This window comes from Cutibacterium porci (genome assembly GCF_009696315.1).
Taxonomy (GTDB): Bacteria; Actinomycetota; Actinomycetes; order Propionibacteriales; family Propionibacteriaceae; genus Cutibacterium; species Cutibacterium porci.
The window spans coordinates 13908-26427 of record NZ_VUMG01000003.1 but is presented as its reverse complement, the minus strand read 5'-3'; the positions used below and the strand labels follow the sequence as shown (position 1 = coordinate 26427).

The window sequence follows — 12520 nt, the reverse complement described above, 5'->3', positions numbered from 1 at the left end:
GTATGAGCGAGATCACAGATACGGCGGGGTGGGTGATCCGCTCCGCCGTATCTATGTGGTCAGTTCTGCGTGGCAGTCAGTTCTTGATGATCGTCTTGAGCTTGTCAGCCAGTTGCTTGGCTGCGCTCTCGGCATCACCCGTGCCTTGCAGAGCTGGGTAGATGGCGTCCTGAATGGCTGCGGTGACGTCACCATAGGCGACGGCGTGAGGACGTCCCTTGGCGGCATCGAGAGAACTCTTCAAGGTTGGCAAGTACGGGAACTTCTTGACGTTCTCGTCCTTGGTGTATAGCTCGCCGTAGATGGGGGCGTTGGACTGCTTCTCAAGGTTGTATTGTTCAGACTCTTTACTGGTCCACCACTTGACGAATTTAAGGGCCGTGGCCTTGTTCTTGCAGTTGGTGGTAATAGCACAGTTGTGGCCACCCAGGGTCGGCATGTAGGGCTTGCCGTCAATGGAGGGCAGCGGGGCTACGCCGAACTTATCCGGGCCGAGTTCTTTAAGGTCGTTGCCGTACTGATAGGGCCAGTTGCGCAGGAAGAGGACTTTGCCAGATTCGAAGCCGTTGCGGCTATCCTCTTCCTTCCACTCTAAAGCAGCGGTCGGGATAAGCTTGGACTTGAAAGCATCGATGGCTGTCTGGATGCCCTTGATGGATTCCGGGGAATCGACGGTCACCTTGCCGGAGTCGTCGACGATCCCACCACCACAGGTATTGATGAACTCGGCGATGTTACAAGTCAAACCTTCGTACTTGGCCCACTGACCGCCAAAGCCGCCGATATTCTGCATCCCAGGGAGTTTGCGGACGGCTTCAACGGCCTTATTAACGTCTTCCCACGTCTTAGGAACCTCAACCTTGGCCTTCTCGAGGAAGTCCTTGCGGTAGTACATGATCGGTGCGTCAGTGGCGTACGGGACGGCGTATTGCTTGTTGCGGTAGGAGCCGGTTTCCCACACTGAGTCGATGACGCCGTCAGGTTTCATATCTGACGGGATTTCAACGATCCAACGGTTGGCGGCGAACTCGGCTACCCACACTAAATCAAGGCCGATGACGTCGTAAGCCGCAGAGTTGGTCTGGGCGGCATTGATGAGTGACTGGCGCTGTTGATCCGCCTCGGAAGACAGCTCAATGAGGGTAACTTTTTCCTTGGGATACTTTTTATTCCATTCGTCGAGGCGCTTCTGGACCATCCCGCCAGAGAAGTCCTTGCCCTGAACCCAACTGATGGGGCCCTCACCAGTGAAGTCCTCTTTTTTGGCTGCGGGTTTGTTGGATTCCGAACCCTTCGAGTCGCCATTGGAACAGGCGGCCAAGGCACTGAGCGCCAGTGCTCCGATAGAGCCCTGAATGAAGGCTCGGCGGGAGTGCGTGTAGTGCATCATGTGACTTCTTCCTCCTTGAAACAGCGATGTCGACAATGACATCAAGCGACATCACTTGTGCATCGGCGGCTTTCTATAGGTGCGGTAGATCACAACCGTAAGCAGCACCCTACACTGTGTCCCCGGCGTGTGTGCACGCTGTTTCGGTGTTGAGCTGAATAATTGTGCAGAAGATGTGGGGATGAGAGGTAATATCTCGCAAGAGTGTCAGTCCAAAGTGTGGGATTATGACCGATCTAGCTTGGGTGTTCTGTGAAAAGAGGTAAGTCTCTACTAGAGATGGGGTATGCGATGGTGATGAACCCAGAACTGTATGCTGCCAGCTGGAGCCATGGTGGCAATGAAAAAGTCGTTTCACCCCAGTTGGAGGGTGAAACGACTTCCACTTCGGTGCGCCGCCAGGGACTCGAACCCTGAACCCGCTGATAAGGCTTTGGGCGTTGTCATGGCGTTTAGGGCACTATCTGGTCATGGAGAGAGGTTTGCCCGTGCGGCCTGACACGTGGGTGAGTGCCGCGACGCAATGGTGTGATTGGTTGAGGGCGGCTGGACGACCGTCCACGACAGTGCAACTCAGGCGGTATCAGATTTTGCGGCTCGGCGAGTGGGTCGGGTGCGGGCCGTGGGAGGTACGCGGGGAGCAGATCGTGACGTGGTTGTCATCGTCGGGATGGTCGCGGGAGACGATGAGGTCTCACCGGGCTGGGGTTGCGGGGTTCTACGGTTGGGCTGTCCGGCGGGGCTGGATTGAGTACGATCCTACCCTTGATGTTCCAGCTATCCGTCCGGCCCGGCATTTCCCGCGTCCGGCACCTGATGAGGCTGTCAGCGCGGCGATGCGGGATGCTGATGAGAGGACACGGCTCATGGTCGAGCTGGCGTCCAGATGCGGCCTGCGGCGCGGTGAGATTGCCTGCATCTCGTCCGGTGACCTCGTGCGAGACCTAGACGGATGGTCCCTCATGGTGCGCGGCAAGGGCGACAAGGACCGGCTCGTCCCGTTGCCCGATGACATTGCCCGTGCTCTCCGGCGGCATGGTCCCGGGTGGGTGTTCCCAGGCCAGGATCACGGTCACCTGTCGGCGGCCCGCGTGGGTGAGCTTGTGTCAGCGGTCCTGCCCGAGGGGTGGACATGCCACACGTTGCGGCACAGGTTCGCCACTCGGGCCTACTGGACTTCGCACGATCTGCTGGCAGTCCAGGACCTGCTAGGTCACTCGAAGCCAGAGACCACGCGACTCTATGTGTTGACCGAGCCGTCGCGGCTGAGGGTCGTGATGGATGCGGCCGCGTGACTAGCCATTGTTTGCCACATCATGCTGCATGGTTATTCCTGTCCGTGGCGCGGTTCGGGGTCGATGATGGCCATGTCGATGGAGTCGTCGTCGGGGATGATGGCCTCGGCGACGGCTGGTGGGATGACAGCGTGGCTGGTGTCGGGGACGGTCGCCGAGAGGGCGACACCGGGCACGAGTACCGCTCCGATGAGGGCGACCCACAGCGGGGCTTGCTCGTCGCTGATAGCCCCGACCGCGATGAGTAGAGGGATTGCTGCCGTAGCTACTCCGTAGAGCCATCGGCGACCGGTCAGCGAGAGGATACTGTCGATTTTCCACATGTGTCAGATTCCTTTCCGGACTTTATCGAGGGCGGCCTTGAGCACTTTCGCGTGGCCTGGGGAGATTGCCGGCCATGATCCGGTGTCCCATCCTTTGGCGATCGGATTTACATAGTCTGGGCTCATGGGGCCGTTCCCATTGCCTTGGGAGAATTCGTGGTAAAATCCGGAACGGCTATCGAAGATAAGGTACGTCCGTGTTTTCGAATTGAGGTTGTAGTAGCACCCGTTCATGTCCTGGTCTCCTATTTCTGTGAGTGATGGTGTTGGTACGGAAGGTTTCGTATCTTGTTGTCCTGGTGTTCTAACCTCTTTGATGAATTGGTCCCACGGGAATGTGGGGCCGGGGTCGTCATGGTCGGACTTGTGGAATGCCTCGGATACGTCGTTGTGGCCGCAGATTCCGTGCTTCCCGGCTTTCACATCAGCAACGGAGAGTTGTTGCATCGGAATGTTGTGGCGGTGGCAGAGGTCGCGGGTGAGCGCGGCGGCACGGGCGACGGCGGGCCACACTTGGGGGCTGAGCCATTGGGATCTGGTGTAGGCGTGCTCGGGGTGCTGGAATGAGGAGCGGGAGCCGCCGTCGGCACATATTTCGATTCCGATCGACCTTCTGTTTGGTGGGGCGTGCCAGGCGATCACGTCATCGGGCAGGCATTGGATAGTCTCGGCGATGTCGCACACATAGTGTGCTGATCCGGCAGACTGCTCTGATTGGAAATAGCGTGCGGTGGCTTTTGCCTGTCCACCAGCTGATGCGTGGGGGAAGCCAAGGTCGGGGCAGGTGGCGTGGATCACGATCCGGGTGAAGGGGGTGTTCGTGTGGCCTCCGTGATGTGTCGCGGGAATGTATTTCATAAGGAACCCTCTATTTTGTCGATTCTGTGATTCAGTCGCTCATGCTCGTCGTGAGCGGTCGTCTCGATGCGCTGGTCGGCGTCAGCGAGTCTCCCTATGTCGCGGGCCATGCCGCGCATAGTTCGGGCATTGTCGTGTTGTGTAGCCTCGATCCGGTTGACAGCGTCGCGGAGACTGGCACCATGGTCGGGGTCCATCTCGCTAGTGACCTTGCGGTGGAGTGAGCCGATCTCGGCACGAGTTTTGGCTCCTTGCACGATGGCTCCGGCGAGGGCTCCGGCGGCAGTGATGAGGGCGGCGAGGGCGACAATCATGTCATCGAGCTGGTCGAGTGGGATCAGTCTCATGTCAGGCATCCATCTGAATTGCGATCCACGAGACGGGCACTGACTGTGAGGAGGGGAGATTCTGCCCGTCTCCCATAAACAGGCATATTTTCGTGGTGGTGAGGGTGGTGTCATATCCCCGGGAGATGATTTTTCCGGTGCCTCCGGCTGCCGTCGCCACTGATGTGACGACGATTGGAGGCTTGCTGAAACGGCCAGATGGCAGGGGGACGGTGACCGCTTGTACGGTTCCGGGTGACGAGTTGGTTGTGATGGTGGTGACTCCGGCGGCGATAGCTCTGGCGATATGGTCGGCGGTGTCAGGATTCAACGCGTTGTTGACGTCGTCGGCGCTTAGGATTTCGCCGGTCTGGAATGTTTTGTGGGTACTACTCATGGCACGCTCCTGATGGTGGTGAGGGTGGTGGTCCAGGTGATTGGGGTGAGAGAGTGGGCGACGGTCGCGACGATGAGGTGATGTACTCGTCCGCGGATGACGGCGGCGGTGGCGTCGAGGGGTTGGGGCGGGGTTTCCGTGGCGATCCAGTCGGTGCCTTTGACAGTGATGGACGAGACTGTCTCTCCTTTGGCAGTGGATCGGGCCATGATGTCGGCGGCGACTGCTGGTAGGTCAGCGGTGTCTGATACAGAGACGTTAGTGGTTGCTGGGCGGATTCCCCAGTTGGAGATCGATGCCGCGTCTCGCCATGTCGAGGTCGTTGTTCCAACGGACTGTTGCCCGTCGTCACGTGAGATGAAGTGCTGTGACAGTTCGAGCTCGTTGACGATCTGGGATGTGCCTGCGGTGACGTCAGCGTCAAGGAATGACGGTTCTGAGACGTCAGACCACGCGGAGGATACTGCCTGGTTCGGGTTCCTGATTTCGCGGATGGTCGCGGAGGCCACATCAAGGTCTGGGCGGGGGCACCAGAGGAATCCTCCGGTGGTGGCCGACCATGTGAGGTGATCGGAGAGCGAGGCTTCGTCGAGGACGGCGCAGCACTTTCGCCGTGCGGATGTGAGATTTGTGAGATTGTGTATCCACATAGTGGGTAAATCCACATCGAGGCTTTCCCAGATGAGGTGTGTGAATCTGTCGATTGCTGGTTCTGTGTCGATCTGGCGGCCGTATCGTTTGATCCGCTGGGCGTGGGACACCCAGTCGGTAGCGGTGATCGTCGAGGTAGAGCCGCCTTCCTTGTTCCAGGTGACTGTAACGTCGTCTATCCAGCCGGCCCATAGCGGTGTCTGGTCGTATCGGAGACGAATCGGGGTTCCGGGGCCGATGCCGATCGACAGCAGACCGGGCATATCGCGGAGGGTCGCCTCGAGGGTTCCGGTTTCGGCGGTCGGGGAGATCAGGTCTGGGCGGGCTCCCATGACGGAGGAGATAGAGGTGCATTCCTCTGTGATGGACCACCATTCGGCGGGCGGCTCAGCGACGCCTAGAGTTCCGGCATCGAGATGGCCCTCGTCGAGGATCATCTCTGTGCCGCTCATTTCCTGGAGGGGTGCCGATCCGAGCGGTGACAGGTCCAGCCGGAATGCCTTCGACGAGGGGTCTTGGATGAACACCTCGAGGGCGATGTCGTTAGGCCACGTGATCTCGCTCATATGATCGCTACTCCTCTACGCTGCGCGTCGCGGATGGCTTGCACGATCATGCGGCCGACTGCTGGTGTTGGGTCGAGGCACTGCACGTTGACGGTGATAGGTGCAGCGGTCACTGCTGGAGTGCTGTTTCCGGTGAAAGCCAGGTCAAGCGGGGCGGGAGTGGCATTTTTGGTCACGGTGGTAGCGATGACTCTCGACGCTGCGGCAAGTCGGCTGGCGCGGTCGGTCAGGCCGAGTTCCATGCCTCGGACAGTTTGGACACCGATGTCACGGAACACTGTCGACGGGGAGTGGATTCCGAGGCGGGCCTTGGCGGCGTTGATGGCGTTGCCGACGGCGTTCTTGGCCGCTGAGACCAGGTTCCCGGCGGCGGAGCGCACACCGGAGATCATGCCGGAGATGATGTTCGACCCGATGGAGCGGGTCCGCGCCGCCATGTTGCCGATGCCGGATACGACACGGCCGGGCAGGCCTCGCACGGTGGAGACCAGGGAGGACATGCCGTGGGAGGTGGCGGAGCGGGCCGAGTTCCACGCCCTCGACATGACCGAGGCGATCCGGTGGCCCAGCGACGACAGCGCGGAGACGGCCTTGCCCGGCAGGCCTCGAACGAAGGAGATGACGCCGGAGACGCCGCGGGAGGTGGCGGAGCGGGCCGAGTTCCAGGCGGAGGTGATGTGGGACTTCACGGACGAGCCGAACCGTTTGACGGCGTTGACGGCCGTGGACAGGGCCGACCCGATCGACCGGAGCACGGACATGAATGCATGCCCCCCGGCGGTGGCGGCGTGCTTGATGCCGTTCCATGCCGCGGTGACGACGGCCCGGAAGGTGGCCGACTTCTTCCAGGCGATAACGAGGGCGGCGACGAGGGCGCCCAGGGCGATGACGACCAGGCCGATCGGGTTGGCGTTCATGGCGCCGTTGAGCGCCCATTGTGCAGCCGTCGAGGCGGCGGAGGCGATCTTGTGGGCGGCCATGATGGCGATGTCCTTGGCCTTGGCTGCGACGGCGAGCATGTGGGCATCGCGGACGGCTCGCAGGACGACGAGGGTCGCTGCCTGGGTGGCATTGGCGACGGCCTGGGCCGTCTTCCATGCCTTGACCCCGGCAACGACGGTGCCGATCGTGGTGGCCAGCACGGTGAGGGTGGTCTTGTGCTCGGACAGTGTCTTCGCAGCCTGGACGATGGTGGGGAGCATCGCCACGGCCGCCGATGCGGCGTTCTTGAGCGCGGGGATGACGGTGGTGGTGGCGATCTGACCCAACTGTGTCAGTGACGGCTTGACCTTGTCGACGGCCCGTTGTGCGGTGGCGAAGGCGGGGTCCATGTTGCGTCCGACGACGTCGAGCAGCCGGTTGAGGACGGGCAGGAGTTGCGCTCCGATGGTGGCCTTGATGTTGGCGAAGCGGGCCTGGAGGACTTGCACCTTGTGCTGGGTGGTGTCGGTCTCGCGGGCGAACTTGCCGTGTGCGGCGGCTGTCTGCTCGGTGATGAGGGCGAGGGTGGCGGCCTGCTGTGCCTGGTTCGAGAAGGACCCTCCGACCTTCTTGAACCCCATTGAGGCGGCCTTCGCGTCGATTGTCGCCTGCTTGAGGCTGACGCCGTAGCGCTCGATCGGATCGCGTTCGCCCTTGAGTGCCGAGGAGATGGCTTCGACGGCGTCCTTGGTGGATCCTCCGAACTCGGCGGACAGGTCGGCTCCCACCTTGATGAGGTCGTTGGTTTTGCCTGCCAGGTCCTTCATGGCGGTCCCGCCATTGTGTAACTGCGTGCCCATGAGGACGGCGAGTTCGCTGTACTCATTCTTGGAGAGGCCGACTGATGTGGCGGCGTCGGCGGCCCATTGTTTGACGGTTCCCGACGACTTGCCGAAGACGTCGTCGACGGCTCCCATGGACTGTTCGAGGTTGGATGCCTCGGAGATGGAGTCCTTGACGAGTTTGATGGCCGCGGCTCCGGCGGCTGCTCCGACGGTGGCCAGTGCCGCTCCGGCCTTCTTGGCGACCGAGGTCAGTTTGTCGAAGCCGGTGGCCTTCGACAGGTTCGACATCGCGCGGGAGAACTTCCGGGTGTCTGCCAGCACAGACACTTGGATGGTGTGTCCTGCCATGTCATGACCTTTCTTCGTTGATGGCGGCGACGATGGCGGTGGCCTCGTCGAGGGTGAGCGCCCGGACCTGGTCGAGGGTCCAGCCGGTCGCCACGGCGATCCGTGCGACTGTTCTGGTCCACTCGTCCGGGCCGGTCATTCCCCCGCTGCCTCCTCGGTGTCATCGGCGAGGCGGGCGGTGATGTCGTCGAGGGACATGGCTCGGGCCTCGTCGAGGGTGGCGGCCGGGTTGTCCGACTTGAGCATGAGCCAGCCGATGGCGACCATGACGCGGGCGGGCGGCATGGTGGTGGGGCTGCCCTGGTCGTCGGTGCTGATGTTGATGTCGGCAATGTCCTGGAGGGAGACTCCGAGGTCGGTCTCGAGGGTCTCGAGGTCTCCGAGGTGGAGGGTTGAGGTGTCGAACATGGGTCCTCACTTGATGTCGAAATGTCGTTTTCCGATGAGGTCGACCAGGCCCTTGTCGAGTTGGGCGAGGACACGCGGGCGGGTGGCGTTAATCGCGTCGACCAGGAACGGGTTTGGTGAGATGTGGTGTCGGGGCCAGCCGTAGTGCTGCACGCCGGCGTAGGGCACCCTCGCTCCTCCTGCCCGGATGACGGCTTTGGTCTTGCCTCGTCCGGGCCGGATCGAGGAGGCCATGGCCCCGGTGTGGTGGCGTGCGAGTGGCTGGGCTGCGGTGGCGACGATGGAGCCGAGTTGGTGCATGAGGGTTTTCATGTCCTCGGCGTCGGCTCCGGCGCGCTGGAGGTCGCGCAGCGTCGACCGGAGTCCGGTGACACGGATGGTCGTGTCACCGGACGTCACGGCGACGTCAGCCCCTGTCAACTGCGGTCAGAGCCCCGGAGGAGACGAGGGTCTTGGTGATGCGGCCGGACCACTCGGTCTCGAAGTCGAAGACACTGTCGACGCCGGCATCCCCACCGAGGTCGGGAATGTTGCCGATGGTGGCCTCGAAGTCGACGAACGGCTCGGCGTCGGAGGCTGTCTCGTTGCCGTGGGGGGCGAGACGGACCTTGGCCGCTTCCCCGGTGTGCTCCCAGCAGAATCGCCAGAACGACTTGGCCTCGGTGGACTGGATGGCCTTGATCTTCAATGTCCCGGAGATGATGCCGGTGGCGATGTCGCCGAACGTCAACCCGTCGGCCTTGTCATCCTGGCTGAGCGTGTAGGAGATGACGTCGCCGTCATAGCGGTCCTGACCGACCAACATGCACAACTTGCGGCCGTAGATTCTCTTTGAGGTCATGGGTTCATTCCTTCCATGGTGGTGATGGTGAGTGCGCAGGTGAGGAGGAGTTGACCGTCGGGGCCGGTCATCGTGGTGAACGGCTCGACCTCGGTGAGATCGTCGATGCCGTCGATGAGGGCGGAGACGGTGTCGTCGAGCCAGCCGATCATCGTGGAGTTGTCTCCGGGGCGGGCGATCACGAGGACTCGCCAGGCGATCGACCAGGTCCCGAACCGTGCCGTAGTGATGAACGGGGTTCCCTCGGTGATGAGGATGGCGGGAAGGTCCAGGCGGGCCGGGACGGACTGATGGACTGGCACGCCTGGGCAGGCCCGGGTGGCCTGGGCTGCGACGCGGCTGCGGGCTTCTGAGATCATGCGATCACCGGCGGGAGCCAGGGTCGCAGGAGGGTGCGGGCCGTGGCCGAGCGGTCACGGGACACCCTCAGTGGCACGGTGCCGTTAGCGTCGGCGAACGTGGCGACCCCGTTCGGGGACGAGCGCGCGTTCCACAGGTCCGCTGACGTGTCGATGATGGCACGACGTAGGACCGGTGCCGGAACAGTCACGTCCCCGACGATGCGGGAGACGATGGCCGTGGCCTCGTCGAGGGTTTCGGTGAGCGCATCGACGCGGGACGGATCAGCGCCGATACGCTCAGCTAAGACCCCGACAGGGATGTCAACGGGAATCATCGTCAGGCTCCGGCACCGACAACGACGGGGAGGAGAAGGTCGGGACGCTCGACGCAGGTGGCCGAGAGTTGGTGGAGGCTCCACTGGCCGGTGAGGTTGATGACGTTGGTGTCCTGGAGCTGGACGACACCGTTGGTGCGGATCGACACGGCGTCGCGTGCCCAGAATGTCATGGTGTTCGCATCGGCCTTGTTCCATAGGGTGACGCGGATGGGGCCGAGCTGACCCGACAGCCCGTCGATGACGCCCTGGATGTTGTTGTTGGTGCCGAAGGTGCCCATGAGCCAGTGCCCTGAGGTGTCCTTGAGCTTGCGCAGCTCCTTGAATACGTCGGGCGAGACGAGGAGGCCGTCGAGGGGAACACCGGTGTCGAGGAACTTGATCTGTGCGTCGACGATCGCGTCGGACCAGGCGTCAGCGGAGGTCACGGCTGAGATACTGACCTTGTCGGTGGATTTGCGCTCGTCAACAGCACTCTTGAGGGCGGTGAGTAGGCGGTCTGCGCGGGCCTTGCCGATCTCGACGGCCATGGCCTTAAGCATCGTGTCGAGTTCGGGAACCTCCATGCGCTGCACGGTGACAAGGTCGAGTTCGGTCCAGCCTCCGAATACCTCGATCGGTGCCGAGGCGGTCTCGAAGGCGACTTTGGATGGGCCGGGCAGATCAGCGCCTGGGGAAGACTGCTTGCCGACCTTGATCGTCTTGTCTTTGATTTTGAGGAAGTTCACCTGCATGCCGGTTGCTGGAAGGCCTGCGGTCTTGAATAGTCCGGCAACCGGGTTAGCAGTGTCGATGACCTGGACCAATGATTCGATACCGGCAGGGATAGTGGCGGGAATGTCGTCGAGGCCAGCTCCCTGGTAGGCCCTGTCCTGCCAGCGGTTCGCGGCGTCGATTGTGGCGGAATCCCCGGCGATGATCGCCTTGATGATCTGTCCGGCGCTGCGGGTATCGCGACGCTCCTGGGCGGGTGCCGCGGTGATCGTCTCGACGCGGCGGGTCAGCTCGTCGAGGTCGGCGCGGGTGGCGAGGGTGTCAAGGTCGGCTCGGGTGATCTGGTCAGTCATGTGGTCCTCCTGGTGGCGGTGTTCGGTGATTTGTGCGGTCGGGTAGGCGGGGAAAGGCACGATTGAGGCCTCGCGGATGATGGTGTCGGTGCGGGTGATGAGGGTTCCGTCGGCGTCGCGGGTCTCGTCGGCGGCGACGGGCTCGAACCCGATCGACATGCGGTCGAGTACGCCGTCACGGATGAGGGTCAGGGTGTCGTCGCCGGTGGCAGTCGCCGAGATATGCCCGGTGACGTGTAGGCCGTCGTCGTGGTCGTCGAGGGCGGTGATGCGGCCGATCGGGGTCCTGTGGTCGCGGAACAACATGGGCGGCTGGTCGGGGTCGATGCGTACCGAGCCGGGGGCGAACTGTTCTCGCAGCCCAGGGAACAGGGTGGTGGGCGTGTTCCAGGGCACGACGCGTCCGGTGAACGTGCGAATGTCGTCGGGCTGGGTATCGGTGCGGGTGTCGAGGATGACGGCACGAGTCTCAATGTCAGACATTCGCGTCCTCCTGGGTAGTGGCTTGGGTAAGGGGTTCGAGGCCTTCGATGCGGCGCACCTCATCGATGGTGAGGAATCCGGAGTCCAGGGCGACCTTGTGGGCCTGGTAGCGGGTCAGGGTGTCGGGTCTCAGGATCGCGTCGAGGTTGAATCGGGCGGTGTTGCCCCGGGGCAGTAGCCAGGAGACGGCTGCCTCGATCTGACGCAGGTAGGCCATGAGGGTCCAGCGCACGAATGAAAGTTCTTCCTGCTGCTGGTTGGAGTAGGTTTCAGTGCCGCCATCGGGGGAGGCGAGGATCAGCCGTGGCGGGATACCGAAAAGTCTGGCGATGCCGATGGTGTTGAGTTGTTGCGCGTCGATCCACTGGACCTCATCGGGCTTGAGGAGGAGGGGGCGGTAGTCGGTACCTTGACCGAGGACGACTGGCTCGGTCGCTTTGACAGACTCAAGGAAGGAGTCCTTGATGGTGCGCGCCTGGTCGGCGGTAAGGAGCTGGTCGGAGGTGAGGACTCCGTTAGGGACAGTGCTTGTGTCCATCCATGCCCCGGCGTAGCGTCTCAGCTCCACAGCGGAGATGATTTGGGCTTGCGCGGCTTGGATCGGGCCGAGGCCGAGCGGATGGCGTGCCCCGGGGCGTCGCATGAGTGCCAAATGCGCACAGTCGCGTCGAGTGAGGGTGGAGCTTCCTACCCGGTAGGTGGGGATCCCTGCCGGTGAGACGGTGATGTTCACGCCGAGGGGGTCGAGGATCGTGAGGGCGACGATCTCTCCGCTGCCTTTGCGCTTGATCTGCCAGAAAGCGTTGCCCCGGAGTGCGAGAGACGCCACGGTTTCTTCGAGGAATGTAGAGGTTGGTCGCCACGGGTCGGGGGATAACACCCACGAGGGCGGATCGATCTGGATCGCGCCTCGCCACACGTCGAGAGTGAGTTGCCCGGCGGCGGTTTGGAGGACCTGGACGGCCCGGTACACGGCATCAAGGGACAAGGCGAGGTCATCGGTAACCGTAGCGGGCCGCGAGTCGGGGATGATGGAGCGCATGGGCTGCCCGGCGGTCGCGGGTGCGGACTCGCGGACGATGAGGCCGAGACGTTCTGCAGTTCTGGTTAGTGCTCCCATGTCCA

The 12520-nt window shown here is 62.5% G+C and carries 15 protein-coding genes and 1 pseudogene; 1 reads left to right on the top strand and 15 read right to left on the bottom strand.

Annotation, left to right across the window (positions count from 1 at the left end; all coding sequences use genetic code 11):
- Positions 1-76: 76 nt before the first annotated feature.
- A complete protein-coding gene (locus FYJ43_RS07550) occupies positions 77-1390 on the bottom strand; it encodes an ABC transporter substrate-binding protein (RefSeq protein WP_154563660.1) in 1314 nt (437 codons plus the stop codon).
- Positions 1391-2037: 647 nt separating this feature from the next.
- Between FYJ43_RS07550 and FYJ43_RS07545 the strand changes: the two genes are divergently transcribed.
- On the top strand, positions 2038-2685 hold the full coding sequence (locus FYJ43_RS07545; protein WP_195839940.1) for a tyrosine-type recombinase/integrase: 648 nt from the start codon (positions 2038-2040) through the stop codon (positions 2683-2685).
- Between the two features lie 32 nt (positions 2686-2717).
- Here the strand turns inward: FYJ43_RS07545 and FYJ43_RS07540 are convergent, their stop codons facing one another.
- The 14 genes and pseudogenes from FYJ43_RS07540 to FYJ43_RS07475 all read right to left on the bottom strand — a co-directional run bounded on the left by FYJ43_RS07540 (position 2718) and on the right by FYJ43_RS07475 (position 12515).
- On the bottom strand, positions 2718-3008 hold the full coding sequence (locus FYJ43_RS07540; protein WP_154563656.1) for a hypothetical protein: 291 nt from the start codon (positions 3006-3008) through the stop codon (positions 2718-2720).
- Between the two features lie 3 nt (positions 3009-3011).
- Positions 3012-3866, bottom strand: a pseudogene (locus FYJ43_RS07535) (peptidoglycan recognition protein family protein); the annotation flags it as partial.
- On the bottom strand, positions 3863-4213 hold the full coding sequence (locus FYJ43_RS07530) for a hypothetical protein (protein WP_154563652.1): 351 nt from the start codon (positions 4211-4213) through the stop codon (positions 3863-3865). The pseudogene FYJ43_RS07535 and the gene FYJ43_RS07530, both read right to left, overlap by 4 nt.
- A 1-nt stretch (position 4214) precedes the next feature.
- Positions 4215-4589 (bottom strand): hypothetical protein, encoded by a 375-nt coding sequence (locus FYJ43_RS07525; protein WP_154563650.1) that lies wholly within the window; start codon positions 4587-4589, stop codon positions 4215-4217.
- Positions 4586-5806, bottom strand: coding sequence for a hypothetical protein (locus tag FYJ43_RS07520; RefSeq protein WP_154563648.1), 1221 nt, complete (start codon positions 5804-5806; stop codon positions 4586-4588). Before FYJ43_RS07520 ends, FYJ43_RS07525 begins: the two co-directional genes overlap by 4 nt.
- The gene (locus FYJ43_RS07515) at positions 5803-7920 is read right to left on the bottom strand and encodes a phage tail protein (protein WP_154563646.1); all 2118 of its coding nucleotides are present in this window, start codon (positions 7918-7920) and stop codon (positions 5803-5805) included. Before FYJ43_RS07515 ends, FYJ43_RS07520 begins: the two co-directional genes overlap by 4 nt.
- Before the next feature lies 1 nt (position 7921).
- Positions 7922-8059 carry a hypothetical protein gene (locus FYJ43_RS07510; RefSeq protein WP_154563644.1) on the bottom strand — a complete coding sequence of 46 codons (138 nt, stop codon included), beginning with the start codon at positions 8057-8059 and terminating at the stop codon, positions 7922-7924.
- Entirely contained in the window at positions 8056-8328 is a 273-nt protein-coding gene (locus tag FYJ43_RS07505) for a hypothetical protein (RefSeq protein ID WP_154563642.1), read from the bottom strand. The genes FYJ43_RS07510 and FYJ43_RS07505 overlap by 4 nt, the downstream gene beginning before the upstream one ends.
- Before the next feature lie 6 nt (positions 8329-8334).
- On the bottom strand, positions 8335-8727 hold the full coding sequence (locus FYJ43_RS07500) for an HK97 gp10 family phage protein (RefSeq protein WP_154563640.1): 393 nt from the start codon (positions 8725-8727) through the stop codon (positions 8335-8337).
- A gap of 7 nt (positions 8728-8734) precedes the next feature.
- Positions 8735-9169 (bottom strand): hypothetical protein, encoded by a 435-nt coding sequence (locus tag FYJ43_RS07495; RefSeq protein WP_154563638.1) that lies wholly within the window; start codon positions 9167-9169, stop codon positions 8735-8737.
- Complete coding sequence (locus FYJ43_RS07490; RefSeq protein ID WP_154563636.1) at positions 9166-9528, bottom strand: hypothetical protein; 363 nt, start codon at positions 9526-9528, stop codon at positions 9166-9168. The genes FYJ43_RS07495 and FYJ43_RS07490 overlap by 4 nt, the downstream gene beginning before the upstream one ends.
- Complete coding sequence (locus FYJ43_RS07485; RefSeq protein WP_154563634.1) at positions 9525-9845, bottom strand: hypothetical protein; 321 nt, start codon at positions 9843-9845, stop codon at positions 9525-9527. The genes FYJ43_RS07490 and FYJ43_RS07485 overlap by 4 nt, the downstream gene beginning before the upstream one ends.
- Positions 9846-9847: 2 nt before the next feature.
- Complete coding sequence (locus FYJ43_RS07480; protein WP_195839939.1) at positions 9848-11395, bottom strand: HK97 family phage prohead protease; 1548 nt, start codon at positions 11393-11395, stop codon at positions 9848-9850.
- A complete protein-coding gene (locus tag FYJ43_RS07475; protein ID WP_154563630.1) occupies positions 11388-12515 on the bottom strand; it encodes a phage portal protein in 1128 nt (375 codons plus the stop codon). Before FYJ43_RS07475 ends, FYJ43_RS07480 begins: the two co-directional genes overlap by 8 nt.
- Positions 12516-12520 lie beyond the last annotated feature (5 nt).

Coding starts and splice junctions, on each gene's coding strand:
- FYJ43_RS07525 (WP_154563650.1), bottom strand. CDS start 4,589: ATGAGTAGTACCCACAAAACATTCCAGACCGGCGAAATCCTAAGCGCC.
- FYJ43_RS07550 (WP_154563660.1), bottom strand. CDS start 1,390: ATGATGCACTACACGCACTCCCGCCGAGCCTTCATTCAGGGCTCTATC.
- FYJ43_RS07495 (WP_154563638.1), bottom strand. CDS start 9,169: ATGACCTCAAAGAGAATCTACGGCCGCAAGTTGTGCATGTTGGTCGGT.
- FYJ43_RS07520 (WP_154563648.1), bottom strand. CDS start 5,806: ATGAGCGAGATCACGTGGCCTAACGACATCGCCCTCGAGGTGTTCATC.
- FYJ43_RS07490 (WP_154563636.1), bottom strand. CDS start 9,528: ATGATCTCAGAAGCCCGCAGCCGCGTCGCAGCCCAGGCCACCCGGGCC.
- FYJ43_RS07485 (WP_154563634.1), bottom strand. CDS start 9,845: ATGATTCCCGTTGACATCCCTGTCGGGGTCTTAGCTGAGCGTATCGGC.
- FYJ43_RS07475 (WP_154563630.1), bottom strand. CDS start 12,515: ATGGGAGCACTAACCAGAACTGCAGAACGTCTCGGCCTCATCGTCCGC.
- FYJ43_RS07510 (WP_154563644.1), bottom strand. CDS start 8,059: ATGACCGGCCCGGACGAGTGGACCAGAACAGTCGCACGGATCGCCGTG.
- FYJ43_RS07540 (WP_154563656.1), bottom strand. CDS start 3,008: ATGTGGAAAATCGACAGTATCCTCTCGCTGACCGGTCGCCGATGGCTC.
- FYJ43_RS07515 (WP_154563646.1), bottom strand. CDS start 7,920: ATGGCAGGACACACCATCCAAGTGTCTGTGCTGGCAGACACCCGGAAG.
- FYJ43_RS07505 (WP_154563642.1), bottom strand. CDS start 8,328: ATGTTCGACACCTCAACCCTCCACCTCGGAGACCTCGAGACCCTCGAG.
- FYJ43_RS07480 (WP_195839939.1), bottom strand. CDS start 11,395: ATGTCTGACATTGAGACTCGTGCCGTCATCCTCGACACCCGCACCGAT.
- FYJ43_RS07530 (WP_154563652.1), bottom strand. CDS start 4,213: ATGAGACTGATCCCACTCGACCAGCTCGATGACATGATTGTCGCCCTC.